Here is a 15,023-nt window from a genome sequence, read left to right as displayed (position 1 = left end):
CCCAAGCGATGCCTATCGAAATCCTCATCGTAGATGACGAGCGCGACATCCGTGAACTCGTGGCGGGCGTCCTCAGCGACGAAGGGTATGAGTGCCGCACCGCCGGTGACAGTCAGAGCGCGCTGGCAGAATTGGATGTGCGCCGCCCCTCGTTGGTGCTGCTCGACGTCTGGCTGCATGGCAGCGCGATGGATGGGCTCGAAGTGCTAGACGCGATCAAGGCGCGCGAGCCCGAGCTGCCCGTGATCATCTTCTCCGGACACGGCAACATCGACACCGCCGTCGCCGCCATCAGTCGCGGTGCGGTCGACTTCATCGAAAAGCCGTTCGAAGCCGAGAAGCTGATCCATCTCGTTTCCCGCGCGACCGAGACCGAGCGTTTGCGCCGCGAAAATGCGCAGCTGCGGCACGATTTCTCGAACGCAGAGGAGTTCACGGGGAATAGCAGCGCGATCAACCAGGTACGCGCGACGCTTAAGCGGGTTGCCAATACCGGCAGCCGCCTGCTCATCACCGGGCCGGCGGGCGTCGGCAAGGAAGTGGCCGCCCGCCTTCTTCACTCCTGGAGCGGACGGGCAGGGCAGGCGTTCATCTCCGTCAATTCGGCGCGGATTACGCCCGAGCGTTTCGAGCAGGAATTGTTTGGCGAGGAAGTGGAAGGCAGCTTGTTGCGCCCCGGCCTGCTGGAAGCGGCCGATGGCGGCACCCTCTACTTCGACGAGATTGCCGACATGCCGCTCTCGACGCAGGCGCGCATTCTTCGGGTGCTGACAGACCAGGCCTTCGTTCGCGTGGGCGGGACTCGGCAGATCCGAGTCGACGTGCGGGTCGTCTCCTCCACCTTGCGCGATCTGGAAAAGGAAATTGCCGAGCGTCGCTTCCGCGAGGATCTGTTCTATCGGCTGAACGTCGTGCCCGTCACCGTGCCCGCCTTGCGAGACCGCCGCGAGGATATTCCGCCTTTGGTGGACCATTTCTTCACACGTTTTGCCAGCGAGCAGGGCGTCGAGGCGCCCGAAGTTGGGGCGGATGCCATGGCGGCGCTGCAGGCTTACGAATGGCCGGGCAACGTGCGTCAATTGCGCAATGTGGTTGAGCGGACCGCGATCATGACGCCGCGCGATCGGCTTGGCCGCATCGAAGCGGATATGCTCCCGCCGGAAATTTTCAACAGCCGCGGCGGCGGCGATGCCGGTGTCTCGGTGATGATGAGCGCCCCATTGCGCGAAGCCCGCGAGAGCTTCGAGCGCGAATATCTGCGCGTCCAGATCCGTCGCTTTTCAGGCAATATCTCGAAAACCGCCTCGTTCATCGGGATGGAGCGCTCAGCCCTTCATCGCAAGCTCAAGCTCCTGGGGATGTCAGAACGCCGCGAGGGAGAGGTTGACGGCGAAGAGGGTTAACAACGCGAACCATACGTTTCGCGACTTTACTGCGCTGCAGCAAAATACTATTATGCATAGATTACGGTTAGCCTAGCTGCTGGCCAGATTGCGGCCGGTAACACCGGCCGCCAACAACAGGAGTGAGTTATGAGCGGGCGTACTCTCACGGCTCGTCCCAAGGCGGAAACGCCCGAAGCACCGGAAACGGAGACCGTTTCGGCATCTGCTGGCAAGGGGCAAAACCTTCAGGATCAGTTTCTTAACCTGCTGCGCAAGAACAAGACACCCGTCACCATGTTTCTGGTGAAGGGCGTGAAGCTGCAGGGCATCGTCACGTGGTTTGACAACTTCTCGATCCTGCTGCGCCGCGACGGGCAATCGCAATTGGTCTACAAGCACGCAATCTCGACCATCATGCCCAGCACGCCGATCGATGCGCGCCAGTTTGGGCTCGGGTCTGAAAACTCCAAGAAGGTTCGCCTGCTGCAGGACGTGTTCTTGTCCAGCGTGCGTAGCGCTGGTGTTCAGGTCACGATGTTCCTCGTCAATGGCGTGATGCTGCAGGGTCGGATCGCTGCTTACGATCTTTTCTGCATGCTGCTGGAACGCGAAGGCTACGTGCAGCTTGCATACAAGCACGCAGTCTCGACGATTCAGCCGATCACGCCCGTCGATCTGCAGTCACACGAAGAAGAACAAGACGACGACTGAGGATCGCACGCGCGATCCCGGTCAGTCGGGAATGACAGGACTGTTTTGAACGACGAACTGCAGGGAGAGGTCACGCGCGGGGCGCGGGCCGTTGTCGTATATCCGCAAATGCGGACCAACCGGGATCAGGATGCGGATGCGCGCCTTGAAGAGGGTAAGGGCCTGGCGCTCGCCATCGGCCTGGAGATCGCCGATGCCTTCACTATCCCGATCCGCGAGCCCAGGGCGGCAACCCTGTTTGGCGAAGGGCAGATCCAGAACATCGCCATCGCCTGCGAGCAGTCGGAGGCCGAACTGGTGGTGGTCGATGGCTCGCTGTCCGCGATCCAGCAGCGCAACCTTGAGGAAAAGCTCAAGCGCAAGGTGATCGACCGGACCGGGTTGATCCTTGAGATCTTCGGGGAACGCGCGGCAACGGCGGAAGGCCGCCTTCAAGTCGAACTCGCTCACCTCGATTATCAGGCGGGACGGCTTGTTCGCAGTTGGACCCACCTTGAGCGGCAACGTGGCGGTTTCGGCTTCCTGGGTGGCCCGGGTGAAACGCAGATCGAAGCCGATCGCCGTCTGATCCGCGATCGCATGGCTCGCATCCGCCGCGAGCTAGAGCAAGTGCGCCGCACACGTGGACTGCATCGCGATCGTCGAGAGAAAGCACCTTGGCCAGTAGTCGCGCTGGTCGGCTATACCAATGCCGGCAAGTCGACCTTGTTCAACCACCTCACCGGGGCGGACGTCATGGCCGAGGATCTGTTGTTCGCGACGCTCGATCCCACAATGCGGGCGATCCGGTTGCCGGGCGTGGAAAAGGCCATTTTGTCCGACACGGTCGGCTTCATCTCCGACTTGCCGACACAATTGGTCGCCGCATTCCGCGCCACCTTGGAAGAGGTGACTGCCGCCGATATCATCCTGCATGTTCGCGATATCGCTAATTCTGAAACCGAGGCGCAGAAGCGGCAGGTGCTGGAAATCCTCACTGACCTTGGCGTGATTTCCGAGGACGGTGGCGAGCCGGAAAAGGGTGGCGAGGGCGGCATCCCCATCCTGGAAATCTGGAACAAATGGGACCTGCTCGATCCCGATCATGCCGCAGAACTGTCAGGCTTAATCTCTGAAAAGGGTAATCGCGACGTCGTGCCGCTCTCGGCCCTGACCGGTGAAGGCTGCGAAACGCTGCTGGCGACAGTGGGCGAAAAGCTGATGGCTGGAGCCAAGCTCTACAGTTTCGCCGTTCCGGCCGAGGACGGCGAACGCCTGGCCTTCCTGCATGCGCGCGGACATGTGGTGTCCGAGACGATAGACGAGGGCGATGAAACCCCCGTCGTTCGCCTGCAAGTGCGGCTGAGCGACCGCGAGCTAGGGCGTTTCTCCGCGCTCTAGCGTCTTGGCGTGCAACCACAGCGCCTCCTGATCATCCAGACCAAGATCACGAAATTCGCTGCCCGAGGCAGCCGCTTGCTGTTCCATCATCCGAAAGCGGCGTTCGAACTTGGCATTGGCCGCTCGCAACGCGTCTTCTGGCGCGATGCCTTCCTTGCGCAGCACATTCACGGCGGCGAACAGCAGATCGCCTGCCTCCAAGAGCCTCTCCTCTGCGGTTTCAGCGCGCGCCAGTTCATCCATTTCCTCAAGAACCTTGGCACGCGGCCCGGTGCTATCGGGCCAATCAAAACCGACCCGCGCTGCGCGTTTTTGCAGTTTTTCGGCGCGCATCAACGCCGGCAGGGCTGCGGCTACACCATCAAGCGCGCTGGACGCGCCTTTGGCGGATCGCTCCGCTTCCTTGATGGCTTCCCACCGCTGGGTTTGAGTGACAGCCTGTTTGTCGGTACCGAAGATATGCGGATGACGGGCCTCTAATTTCGCGCTGCTCGCCGCCGCGACATCCATGAAGCCGAATGCGCCGGCTTCCTCGGCCATGCGAGAGTGGAATAAGACCTGAAGCAAGAGATCACCAAGCTCCTCGCGAAGGTCCGACATGTCGCTCCGTTGGATCGCGTCGGCGACTTCATAGGCTTCCTCGATCGTGTAAGGCGCAATGGTAGCGAAGGTCTGCTCGCGATCCCATTCACAGCCTGAAACCGGATCACGCAATCGCGCCATGATGGCGATCAGACGATCTAAGGGGGTTGCCGCGACTTCTCTCATCGCGGTTCGATAATCTGTATTATGTAAAATGGTGATCGTGGCAGGCACATGTTTACGGCGCCACCCTTATACCTAAAACGCTGACAATCGCCGTGACGCCCACGATTAGCGCCACCCAGATCAAGGCCAACCGAATCACGTTGCCTCTCGGCATTTGCCGCCATCGCTGCCGACGTGTCACGAGGATAAGCGCACCAAAGATGCTGATCAGGGAAACTATGAGTCCGGCGGTCATGCTAGAAGCACCATCCCATCGAAGCCGACGAGTACGCCTGCAGGAACTTCGCCGGACAAAGTCTGATAGTCCATGCTTTTATCAAGGTGCGTCAGCACCGCGCGGTCGGCTTGGGTAGCTGCGACCAGCTCGAGCGCCATGCCCAGGTGCGCGTGTGTAGGATGCGGCTCGCGGCGCAGGCAATCGACTACCAGAATGTCGCAGCCATCGAGGACATCGAGCATATCGTCCGTGATTTCGCTGAAATCCGTCGCGTACCCGATGGCCTTGCCATCGCAATCGAAGCGGTAGGCGGTCGATTGCGCGGGCCCATGCGGCATCTGGCAGTGATCGATGCCGAACCCCTCGCAAATGCGCAAGTTCTGAAGATCGTCCAAGGCGACGATTGTCGGATAGCCGTACTGCCCGGCAAAAACATATCCGAACCGCTGACGGAGTCGCCGTACGGTTTCGGTGCCGGCATAGCCTGGGATCGGACCACCTCGACCGTATCGCAAAGGCCGCAAATCATCGAGACCGTGGCAGTGGTCGGCATGATCGTGAGTCCAGAACACGGCATCGATGCGGCCAATCTCACAAGCCAGAAGCTGACTTCTCAGATCGGGGGAAGTATCGACCAGAAGTCGCTTACCAGCATCGTTTTCCACCAGGATCGAAACGCGAGAACGGCGGTTGCGCGGGTCAGCCGGATCGCACAGGCCCCAATCCACACCCTCCTCGCCGCCAAGCCTTGGCACCCCTGTCGACGTGCCGCTTCCTAGAAGAGTGACCTTCACGCGGCGGCTTTCTGAAACAGCGCGAAGAAATTGTGGGTCGTCTGCTCGGCAAGTTCCGCCTCGGATACTCCACGCAGTTCGGCGACGAAGCGGGCGGTATCCGCCGTAAACGCGGGTTCGCAGCTGCGGCCGCGATGGGGCACCGGCGCTAGAAACGGTGAATCCGTCTCGACGAGAAGCCGGTCAGCCGGGATCGTCGTGGCGGTGGCTTGAAGGTCCCTCGCGCTTTTGAAAGTGACGATGCCGGAAAGCGAGATGGAAAGCCCGGCGTCCACCATGCGCGCCCCGAACTCCGAAGAGGCGGTGAAACAATGGATCAAGGCAGGAAATGGTCCTGTCGCCATTTCCTCTTGGACGATCCGCGCCGTATCCTCTTCGGCATCGCGCGTATGGATGATCACCGGCAGGCCTGTCTCCCGCGCGACACGGATATGCATCCGGAACAAGGCCTGCTGCACCGCACGGTCCGACTTGTCGTAGTAGTAATCCAGCCCGGTCTCGCCGATCCCGATGACCTTGGGGTGATCCGTCGCAGCCCGGAGCGATGCTTCGCCGAGGTCCGCATGGGCGTCCGCCTCGTGCGGATGAATGCCGACACTGGCCCAGACGTCCGGCTCTCGCTCCGCCGTGGCCACCACCGCGTCCCACTCGCTCTGCCGCGTGGAGATGTTCAGGAAACCGCCAATTCCGGCGGCGCGGGCGCGGGCCAGCACCTCGGCCTGATCCTCGATCAGGCCCTTGTATTGGAGATGACAGTGCGAATCGATCAGCATCAGGCCACCGGAGCGACTTCGGGAAGTTCCAGCCTTGGGAAGACGCCCACAGGCTGGGCAATACGGAAGTTGCTGGCGATCAAGTCATCCAGCCAAGTGATGTCCGACAGAGCCTGATAGTCCCGCGCATCGTCCGCGATCCCCATCTGATCAAGCAACGTGTCGATCGCCGTAGGAACCACCGGCCGTACGGCGATCGCCAGGCTGCGAACCGAGCGCAGGAGCGTCATGAGCACAGCCTCCATCCGCGCGGGATCGGTCTTTCGCAGTGTCCAGGGTGCTTGCTCATCGACATACTGGTTACAGGCAAACACGGCGCGCATCCAAGCGTCCAGGCCTTCGCTGAAATTCAGATCCAGAAACGCGCGTCGCAGACTATCGATCCCTGCGTTTACGGCGTGGGCCAACGCGATATCGGCGTCGGCCAGTTCCAAACCTGTGCGCAGTTCGCCGCCCATGTTCTTGAAGATCATCGACAAAGTGCGCTGGGCCAGATTACCTAAACTGTTGGCGAGTTCGGCGTTCGCGCGCGTAACGATCGCCTCGGGAGAGTAGCTGCCGTCCTGTCCGAACGCGACTTCGCGCAGGAAAAAGTAGCGCAAAGCATCCACACCGAATTGATCCGCCAGAGCCAGTGGGTCCGTGACGTTGCCGACCGACTTAGATTCCTTCTGTCCCCGATTCAGCAGGAACCCGTGGCCGAACACCTGGCGGGGAAGCGGCAGGTTGGCGCTCATCAGGAAGGCCGGCCAATATACCGTATGGAAGCGGACGATGTCCTTGCCGATCACGTGAAGGTCAGCGGGCCACCACTTGGCCATTTCGGTCGTCTCTTCGGGAAAGCCCAGGCCGGTCAGGTAGTTGGCCAGGGCATCGACCCACACGTACATCACGTGGCCTTGGCTGCCGGGCACAGGAACGCCCCAGTCGAAGCTTGTGCGGGAGACCGACAGGTCGCGCAATCCACCTTCAACGAAACGCATCACCTCATTGCGGCGGCTTTCCGGGCGGATGAAGTCGGTATCGCGATAGAGCGCCAGCAGCGGTTCCTGGTACTTCGATAGGCGAAAGAACCAACTTTCCTCCACCGTCCATTCCACTGGGGTACCTTGCGGGGACAGCTTTTCACCGCCCTCACCGGTTATCAGTTCGCTTTCGTCATAATATGCCTCGTCGCGAACCGAATACCAGCCTTCGTAGCGATCGAGATACAGGTCCCCAGAAGCCTCCATACGCCGCCACAGCTCTTGCGTGGCGAGATGGTGGCGAGGCTCCGTGGTGCGCAGGAATACGTCATACTCGACGTTCAAGGCATCACACATCTGCCGGAAATAGCCGGACATTTCTGTTGCCAGATCGAGCGGAGTGACATCCAGCTCACGCGCCTTCTGCGCCATTTTCAGGCCATGCTCGTCAGTTCCGGTCTGGAAACGAACCTCGAAGCCCTCGGCCTTGCGGTGGCGCGCGATGACGTCGGCAGCGATAGCTTCGTAGGCATGCCCGATGTGGGGTCGCCCGTTGGGATAGCTGATCGCGGTGGTGATGTAGTATGGCTCGCCCATGCGGCGTCGCGACTTTCTTTTTAACTCAGGGGTGGCGTGCCGCATCTCTAGGCATCGCGGCGGAGGCCAGCAAGCCGCCAATCTCCAATATGAGCAGGCCGGCGTCGAAATTGTAGGTGGGCGCTTGCGCCGAGAGGCGTGTCAGCGTGGAATGGGCCTCGATCAACGCGGCTTGTCGGTGAGGCGACGCTTCGCGCAATTGGCTCGCCAGCGTCGCGCGAGCCAGTTCGAGCACCGCTAGCTGACGATCACGCGATGGTCGCGCGCCCATGGCGTCCGCCAGTTCGCCCCGCGCGCGAAGGTCATCGTCGCCCAGATGCAGGATGCGCATCATCAAGGCATGGATTCGGGCCAGGTCATGCTCGACCACTGCCAGCGCGAGCCCGGGCGAGCCGTCCGCCGCCGCGACTGCCGCTTCCCTCAGCGCGGCATCGGCCTCGGGATGATCTCGCCTAAGCACAGCGCCGAGCTCGTCAGGGCCAAGCGGCGCAAAACGCAGCACCCGGCACCGCGAGCGGACCGTCGGCAAGAGACGACCGGGCTGGTGCGCGATCAGCAGGAAAAACGTGCCGGCGGGCGGCTCTTCCAAGGCCTTCAGCAGCGCATTGACCGCGCCTTTTTCCAGATCGTCAGCCGGATCGATGACGATCGCGCGGCGGCTTCCCATGGTCGGCTTGGTGCTGAGGCGACGGATCATACCGCGGATCTGATCCACGGTGATGTTGCGCTTGGTCTGGTACGGCTTGCCGTCAGCCTTTTTCTTTGCCTCGTCGTCGGTTGCCGGCAAGTGCGAGAGCACGTGGATGTCGGGATGGCTTGCTGGATCGACTGGCGCGCCTCCTTCACGAACAAGCTCACTCGCTGCGGCCAAAGCGAATCCGCCCTTCCCCAGCCCCTTGGCCCCCGCCAGCAGCCAGGCATGGTGCAACCGGTCTGATTGAAGCGCGAGCGACCATTCGCGCCAAGCGGCATCCTGGCCGATGAAAGCCGAAGCGTTCAAAGCAGGGGCTCGATCGCCCGCATCAGCCGAGCGTGGACGACCTCAGGCGGCCCTTCCCCCTCGACCTTCGCGAATCTGGCCGCATCACGCTGCGCGAGATGTTCGAACGCGGCGGCGACCTTGCCGTGATACTCTGCGGAGCGGGCGCCGATCGCATCGCTATTGCCTTCGTCGCGCTCGTCCAGGCGGCGGGTCGCGGTTTCAGGCGAGACGGTGATCAGGACCGTCAGATCCGGCAACAGGTTTTCGCTGCCGATGCTGTGGAGGGACAATAGATCCGCATCATCCAGACCGCCTCCGCCACCCTGATACGCGCGGCTCGAATCCAGAAAACGGTCGCAGACCACCCACTGGCCGGCGGCTAGCGCGGGACGGATCAACCGCTCGACATGGTCGGAACGGGCGGCGGCAAACAGCAGTGCCTCGGCGCGGGGCAGCCATCCGGGCCCAGATGGATCTAGCAACAGCGAGCGGATCGCCTCCGCGCCCGAAGTGCCGCCCGGTTCGCGGGTCAGCACGACCTGCTTGCCGCGCGCTTCCAAAGCCTGGACCAGCATTCGTGCCTGGGTAGACTTGCCCGCCCCCTCCCCGCCTTCCAGCGCGATGAAACGACCCGCGGTCATGAGGAGAACAAGTTGATGAGGCCATTGCGCATTCGCGCCAGCACGCCGGCAACTGGTACGGCCTCGGCAGCATAGAGCGGAATGCGTGAGGGCTCTACGCCGTCGACCAGCACTTCCAGCTCGGCAACGCGCGCACCCTTTACGATCGGCGCGACCAGCGGCCCGCGATAATGCACCTTGAGGCGAACGTGGGACTTCGCCGCGCGCGGCACGGTGGCGTAGAGCGCTCGATTAGCAACCAGAGGCACCGCCATAGCCGAACCATCTTGCACTTGCGCCGTGGCGACCGTCGCTCCTTGAGCAAACAGGGGATAGGCCCGCCATTGCGTGAAACCCCACTCCAGCAATGCGCGTGCGGCGGCGTCACGATCGAAATGGGTGCGTGCTCCTGCCAGCACCATCGCCAGCCGCCTGCCATCCCTGACAGCCGATCCCAGGAAGTTGTATCCCGCCTCTCGCGTGTAGCCCGTCTTGATACCGTCAGCGCCGGGGATCACGCCAACCGTGGGGTCGTGGCTGCGCATGGGAATGTCGCGCCACCGATAGGTCTTCTGCCCTGAGAAATGCTTGTAAAGCTGTGGGTAGCGCATCGTCATCGCATCGGCCAGGCGGGTAAGATCGCGCGCGCTCACGAATGTCTGGCCATCGTCCATCCAGCCGTTGGGCGTGTTGTAGTGGCTATGCGTCATGCCCAGCCGACGGGCCGCATCGTTCATCATCAGCGTCCAGGTGTCGACCGACCCGGCATATCCGTTCGCCAGAACCATCGCCGCATCATTCGCAGACGCGGTCATGATGCCGTGGAGCAGCCCGTCGGCCGTCACCATCTGGTTCGGCTTCAGGTACATGGTCGTGCCCTTGGCGAACCAACCGGCGGAAATCTCCGGCGGGACGACGAACTCGCGATCCAGCGACAAGCGGCCGGCGCCGATTTCCTCGAAAGCGACATAGGCGGTCATCACCTTAGTGACGGAAGCCGGCAGGAAGCTGACATCGGCGCGATGCGACACAAGGACTTCGCCAGAGCCAAGGTCGACCAGCATGCTGACCGGCACCCGCGAAACCTCGGGCGGCTGTGGCGGATTGGCGGCAGACGCGCTGGCCGACAGGGACAACGCAAAAACAAACGTCAACAACCGCTTCAAGACCCGCGCACTCCTGAACACCACGAGATTCGCGGTGCGTCCAGCGTGGCGCGGCTCAGTCGATCTCAGTCGGCTCGCTGGATTCGTGCATCCCTATAGCCCGCAGCCTTGGCCTTCTCCAAGGCCGGTGACGCGTCTTTGACGCCGGCGAACGGCCCAAGCCTGACGCGCCACAGCTTGCCTGTGGCGCTGACCTGCCCGCCAAGCTGGGCGGCGACCTTTCGGGCACGCTCGGCGGTGGAGAAAGCGGCGACCTGGACCACGTGCGAACCGTTGGTCGTCCTGGCTACGGGCGGGGCCTTTGGCGGCTTGGGAGCGACCGGCGCCGGCGGCACGGGTGCTGGCGGAGCGGCGGGCTTCTTGGGGAGCGGCGCTGCCGGCAGCTTCTTTGTCGGCTCCGCTTCCACAACCTTGGGTGTCGGCGCCCTGGGTTCGGAGACTTTTGGTTTGTCCACAACCTTCGATGGAGGCACGGCCGTCAGCGCACCCGCTGGTGGGATCGCCGGCATCTGCGGCGGCGTGGAGGGCGGCGGCATCAGCGGTGCTTGCTCGGCCAACTTGCGGCGCAGAACTTTCAGGAGCGATTCTGGCGTATCCATCCGAACGGGCGCGGTGCCGCCAGTGCGCAATGCGGCACGCTCCATCTCGGGCGGATTGACGCGACGGACACGCACTGCCGATCGCGTGCCAGCGGGCAGGCCGAGCTGCCGCACGGCGGCATCGGAAAGGCTGATCAGCGTTTCGTTCACCATCGGTCCACGCTCGACGAGCCGCACCAGGATCGTGTGCCCGGTCTCCAGCGAGGTCACTTCGGCGTAAGATGGCAGCGGTAACGTCTTGTGCGCGCCCGATACGCCGACCAGGGAGGCCCCGACCGTGGCATATCCCACCGCGTCGTAGTTGAGCTGGTTCGCGGGCGTCCATGTGGACGAACCGATCGTGAAGGGCTCACCCACGGTGACCGGGTAATCGGCCGCCGGTCCACTAGGAACCGATGTCGTACCAGCGGTATCGTCGGACCGGGCCATCGCGATCCCGGCGGTTCCGGCAAGAAGCAGCCCCGCCCAAGCCAGGCGGTGGTTAACGGGCAATCTCATCGGCAAGCAATCCCACGGACAATGCGTAGTAGTTCGAGCAATTGTACTGCAGGATGACCCGATAATTACCGGTTAACAGATAGGCGGGCGTACCCGGCCCGTCTGGCTGGAAGAACGAGGTAAGAACATTATCGCCAATGGATGAGAGCGGCGCGACGCCCAATCGTTTCCACTCAGCCACCGTCATCCAGCGGGCATGGCGGGCGAAGACCCGGTCGCAACTGGGAGCGGCCAGGCGCGTCGCAGTGCCTGCGCCCGCGAAACTGGAAGAAACCGTCGCGCGTACGCCCCAGGGTTGGCCCGGACGCCAGCCGGCATCGCGGAAATAGTTGGCGATCGACGCCAGCGTGTCGGCATCGCTGGACCAGATATCGCTGGTGCCATTGCCGTCACCATCCGCCGCAAGGCGCAAGTAGACCGACGGCAGGAATTGCGGATTGCCGAAAGCACCGGCCCAACTGCCCTTAAGGCGATAAGTCGGCACACCGCGATCCACCATCTTGAGCAACGCGATCAATTCGCCTTCGAACAGGGCGCGTCGACGGCCTTCCCATGCCAGAGTGGCCAAAGATCGCGGCAAGTCGAAATCACCGGTGTAGCTGCCGTAATTCGTCTCGTGCCCCCATATCGCCATCAGGATCGGTCCGGGCACGCCGTAGCGGCGCTCGATTTGCGGGATCAGGCCGGTGTCGCGGGAATAGCGATCACGCCCGCGTGAGATTCGGGCGCTATCCACGTGCGTGGCGATATAGGGCGCGGTCGCCGGGGGCGTGCCGCTGCGCGATGGCTGCGCCGAATCAAGCTCGACCACCCGTGGATTAGGCGTCAGTCCGCTCAGGACACGGCTGATGGTAGCCTCGGATACGCCTTCTCGCCGGGCGCGGTCGCCCACGCTCTGCAGATAGCTGTCGAAGCTCTGGCTGTAGGATTGGGCCTGAATGGCAGGTAGCGGAATCGCGGCCAGAAGCGTGCAGATCAAACCCTGGCGCAGCAGGCGAAGCGGAAAGCGTCGTCTCATTCGCCAGGGTCTCGCACAAAGCTCAGGCTATGGGAATGCCCGCGAACCAGGTTTCGGGGCCATCTGGCGCGTTTGATCGCATCTTTACCGCAGCCACCCGCTTGCGCCCGCCGCCCATTCGGCTATGCGACTTCGCGAGCGGGACAGGTGGCCGAGTGGTTTAAGGCAGCGGTCTTGAAAACCGCCGTGGGTGCAAGCTCACCGTGGGTTCGAATCCCACCCTGTCCGCCACCCTTCCCTATCAAATGGCCATGCGTCTCGTACCCTGGTGTACCCCATCAGAAGCTGGCGCGGGCGGTGATGCGGAAGTCTCGTCCGGCAAGCGGCGCGAAGTCCTTCAGGAACGAGGCATGGCGGCGCGCGTCCACATCGAAGATGTTGTTGGCCGAAAGCGCGAACGAGAGCGGACGTTCGTTACCCCACGGCCGGATGTTGAGTTGTGCATTCACCAGCGTGAAGCTGTCCGTAGGGGTTTCGAACGCGGCGACACGCTTTTGCCCGTCGTTCCACTCCACTTCGCCCCTGACGTCCAGGTTCTTGCCCGACAGTTGCAGTCCGCCGGCGACGCGCAGCGGCGGGATTCGGGGTGCGGGTCCAGCCTCTGTGATCTGGGCATGGACGTAATCGGCAAGGCCATCGGCGGTCAGCGTCATTTCGCCCAGCTTTGCCAGGTCGAGCGAGCCTTGTACTTCGAAGCCGTAGTAGCGCGCCTTTGCCTGGTTGGATTGAAACACCGGCAGGCCGTCCTCTACGTCACCCGTTAGGCTTTCATATATGAAGTTGCTGAACCAGTTGTAGAATGCAGATGCTTCGAGGCTGTAGCCCTGCCCCTTGCCGCGCAGGATCGCTTCAACGCCCCAAGCGCGTTCTTTCTTGAAATCCGGATTGCCGATCTCGAACGCCTGCGTGCCGGCATGGGGTCCATTGGCAAACAGTTCCTCAGCCGAGGGCGCGCGGGTCGTGCGGGAGGCATTTACACCCAGACGCCAGCCATTGGCGATAGCATAGGACGCACCCAGGGATCCGGAGAAGGCATCGAACTTGCGCTGACCCTGGAAGAACTGCGGCTGATCCGGCAGCGGCTTGGCGATCAGCGAAGTATGCTCAAAGCGCGCGCCGCCCTCGAACTTCAGCTTGCCGTAGTCCAGCTGCTGCAGAGTGAATATGCCGAACTGCTCGGTGGAGTTGCGCGGCAGGAAGGCTTCATCGCCCACCACGTTGAAATCGCGCGAGAAGTACTGCACGCCGCTCGCGCCCTTCCAGGCTCCGCGATCGGACTGGACCAGTTCGACGCGGCCTTCCAGGCCCTTATTGTAGAACGCGGTGCCAACGTCGCCGTTCTCTTCCAGTTCGAAGTGCCGATAGGTGGCGTACCCGGCGCGAGCGCGGATGCTCTTGAGCAGGCCGCCGCCGGTTTCCACCTCGGCGCGCAAGTCTACGCGGTCCTGCGCCAGGCTGAGGCGCGGCCCTTCCTGTTCCTCGCCGGGGCGGATGGCGTAGCGATCGGGGACGCCGTAGAGACTGTCATAGTGACTATACGAGACGCCTAGATTGCCGGTGTCCGTGATCAGCGCCGCGCCGACGCCAGCGGTCCAGGTCTTGCTTTGCGAGTTGGGTAGCTTGCCGCGCAGTTGGGCATTTTCGGCGAAGTCGATGCCTTCGTTCAACTGTTCGGGCGTTTCGGTTCCGGCATTGGCCAGCGCCGTAGCCCGCGCCCGGCGGGACAGGACATAGTTGCCGATGCGCAGATTGCCGGTCTTGAGATAGCTGCCATCGGCATGAACCACGAACTTGTCACCCAGCGGCACGTCGACCGCGCCAGCGCCTGACCGCTCGTTCGCAGCAGACCCGTACGTGCCGATCATATCGACGTGGATCGCCTCATCTGGCACCACGCGGGGAATGCGCTTGTCGATCACGTTGACGACACCGCCGATCGCGGACGAACCGAACATCAGCGTGGACGGCCCGCGCAGCACCTCGATGCGGTCTGCCAGCAGCGGATTGACGACAACGGCGTGGTCGACGCTGGTGTTGGACACGTCGATAGAACCGATCCCGTCCGTCAGAATGCGCACGCGCTCACCCTGGAGGCCACGTAGAACCGGTCGCGAGGCGTTAGGGCCGAAGGACGTGGCGGAGACGCCGGGAGTACGTGCCAACGTCTCGCCGATGGTCGGGCGCAACGCCTGGGTCAGCTCGGCACCCTGCACAACCGAAACGCCCGACAGGATATCCAGCCGGTCACGCTGGAACGGAGCGGTGACGACGATCTCCGACGACTGGCGAGTATGCAGCGACTCTGGCTTTGCCGCTCCGGTGGGGCTTCCTCCATCCCGGTCCGCCGCGGGTGCATCGTTTGCGAATGCCGGTGTTGCCATCATCGTCGCCGTGATCGCGACGAGGCTGGCGAAGGAAGCGTAACGGCTCATTGTGCTGACCCTTGGACTGGAGACAAATTGCGACTGGCTGATAGTCGCGCGCCGCCTTACTCACAGCCACGATATGATACAAGATATCATATCAGATGATTCTGACTGTTCTGGCCCT

Annotated in this window: 13 protein-coding genes and 1 tRNA gene; 4 read left to right on the top strand and 10 right to left on the bottom strand. The window is 62.6% G+C overall.

Annotated elements, in window-relative coordinates:
* The first annotated feature begins 8 nt into the window (after positions 1 to 8).
* The 3 genes from ntrX to hflX all read left to right on the top strand — a co-directional run bounded on the left by ntrX (position 9) and on the right by hflX (position 3,476).
* A complete protein-coding gene (gene ntrX, locus GGR39_RS13630; protein ID WP_183617644.1) occupies positions 9 to 1,403 on the top strand; it encodes a nitrogen assimilation response regulator NtrX in 1,395 nt (464 codons plus the stop codon).
* Positions 1,404 to 1,532: 129 nt separating this feature from the next.
* Positions 1,533 to 2,096 carry an RNA chaperone Hfq gene (gene hfq / locus GGR39_RS13625; protein WP_183617642.1) on the top strand — a complete coding sequence of 188 codons (564 nt, stop codon included), beginning with the start codon at positions 1,533 to 1,535 and terminating at the stop codon, positions 2,094 to 2,096.
* Between the two features lie 45 nt (positions 2,097 to 2,141).
* The gene (gene hflX / locus GGR39_RS13620) at positions 2,142 to 3,476 is read left to right on the top strand and encodes a GTPase HflX (protein ID WP_183617640.1); all 1,335 of its coding nucleotides are present in this window, start codon (positions 2,142 to 2,144) and stop codon (positions 3,474 to 3,476) included.
* On the opposite strand, the gene mazG is transcribed toward hflX, so the two are convergent.
* The 9 genes from mazG to GGR39_RS13575 all read right to left on the bottom strand — a co-directional run bounded on the left by mazG (position 3,453) and on the right by GGR39_RS13575 (position 12,473).
* Entirely contained in the window at positions 3,453 to 4,244 is a 792-nt protein-coding gene (gene mazG, locus GGR39_RS13615) for a nucleoside triphosphate pyrophosphohydrolase (protein ID WP_183617856.1), read from the bottom strand. The genes hflX and mazG overlap by 24 nt on opposite strands.
* A gap of 231 nt (positions 4,245 to 4,475) precedes the next feature.
* Positions 4,476 to 5,255, bottom strand: coding sequence for an MBL fold metallo-hydrolase (locus GGR39_RS13610; protein WP_183617638.1), 780 nt, complete (start codon positions 5,253 to 5,255; stop codon positions 4,476 to 4,478).
* On the bottom strand, positions 5,252 to 6,028 hold the full coding sequence (locus GGR39_RS13605; protein ID WP_183617636.1) for a TatD family hydrolase: 777 nt from the start codon (positions 6,026 to 6,028) through the stop codon (positions 5,252 to 5,254). Before GGR39_RS13605 ends, GGR39_RS13610 begins: the two co-directional genes overlap by 4 nt.
* Positions 6,028 to 7,590 carry a methionine--tRNA ligase gene (metG, locus tag GGR39_RS13600; RefSeq protein ID WP_183617634.1) on the bottom strand — a complete coding sequence of 521 codons (1,563 nt, stop codon included), beginning with the start codon at positions 7,588 to 7,590 and terminating at the stop codon, positions 6,028 to 6,030. The genes GGR39_RS13605 and metG overlap by 1 nt, the downstream gene beginning before the upstream one ends.
* A 25-nt stretch (positions 7,591 to 7,615) precedes the next feature.
* Positions 7,616 to 8,590: a DNA polymerase III subunit delta' gene (locus GGR39_RS13595; protein ID WP_058737648.1), complete on the bottom strand. Its 975-nt coding sequence runs from the start codon at positions 8,588 to 8,590 to the stop codon at positions 7,616 to 7,618.
* Positions 8,587 to 9,213: a dTMP kinase gene (tmk, locus tag GGR39_RS13590; RefSeq protein ID WP_183617633.1), complete on the bottom strand. Its 627-nt coding sequence runs from the start codon at positions 9,211 to 9,213 to the stop codon at positions 8,587 to 8,589. The genes GGR39_RS13595 and tmk overlap by 4 nt, the downstream gene beginning before the upstream one ends.
* On the bottom strand, positions 9,210 to 10,346 hold the full coding sequence (locus GGR39_RS13585; protein WP_246388726.1) for a D-alanyl-D-alanine carboxypeptidase family protein: 1,137 nt from the start codon (positions 10,344 to 10,346) through the stop codon (positions 9,210 to 9,212). Before GGR39_RS13585 ends, tmk begins: the two co-directional genes overlap by 4 nt.
* 77 nt (positions 10,347 to 10,423) lie before the next feature.
* Positions 10,424 to 11,455 carry an SPOR domain-containing protein gene (locus GGR39_RS13580; protein ID WP_183617632.1) on the bottom strand — a complete coding sequence of 344 codons (1,032 nt, stop codon included), beginning with the start codon at positions 11,453 to 11,455 and terminating at the stop codon, positions 10,424 to 10,426.
* On the bottom strand, positions 11,439 to 12,473 hold the full coding sequence (locus GGR39_RS13575; protein WP_183617631.1) for a lytic murein transglycosylase: 1,035 nt from the start codon (positions 12,471 to 12,473) through the stop codon (positions 11,439 to 11,441). The genes GGR39_RS13580 and GGR39_RS13575 overlap by 17 nt, the downstream gene beginning before the upstream one ends.
* Before the next feature lie 141 nt (positions 12,474 to 12,614).
* On the opposite strand from GGR39_RS13575, the gene GGR39_RS13570 reads away from it, so the two are divergent.
* Positions 12,615 to 12,704, top strand: a tRNA-Ser gene (locus GGR39_RS13570).
* Positions 12,705 to 12,751: 47 nt separating this feature from the next.
* Here the strand turns inward: GGR39_RS13570 and GGR39_RS13565 are convergent.
* Positions 12,752 to 14,905 (bottom strand): TonB-dependent receptor, encoded by a 2,154-nt coding sequence (locus GGR39_RS13565; RefSeq protein ID WP_246388725.1) that lies wholly within the window; start codon positions 14,903 to 14,905, stop codon positions 12,752 to 12,754.
* Positions 14,906 to 15,023 lie beyond the last annotated feature (118 nt).

The organism is Novosphingobium fluoreni (assembly GCF_014196615.1).
GTDB lineage: Bacteria > Pseudomonadota > Alphaproteobacteria > Sphingomonadales > Sphingomonadaceae > Novosphingobium > Novosphingobium fluoreni.
This window is presented reverse-complemented; position numbering and strand designations above follow the sequence as displayed.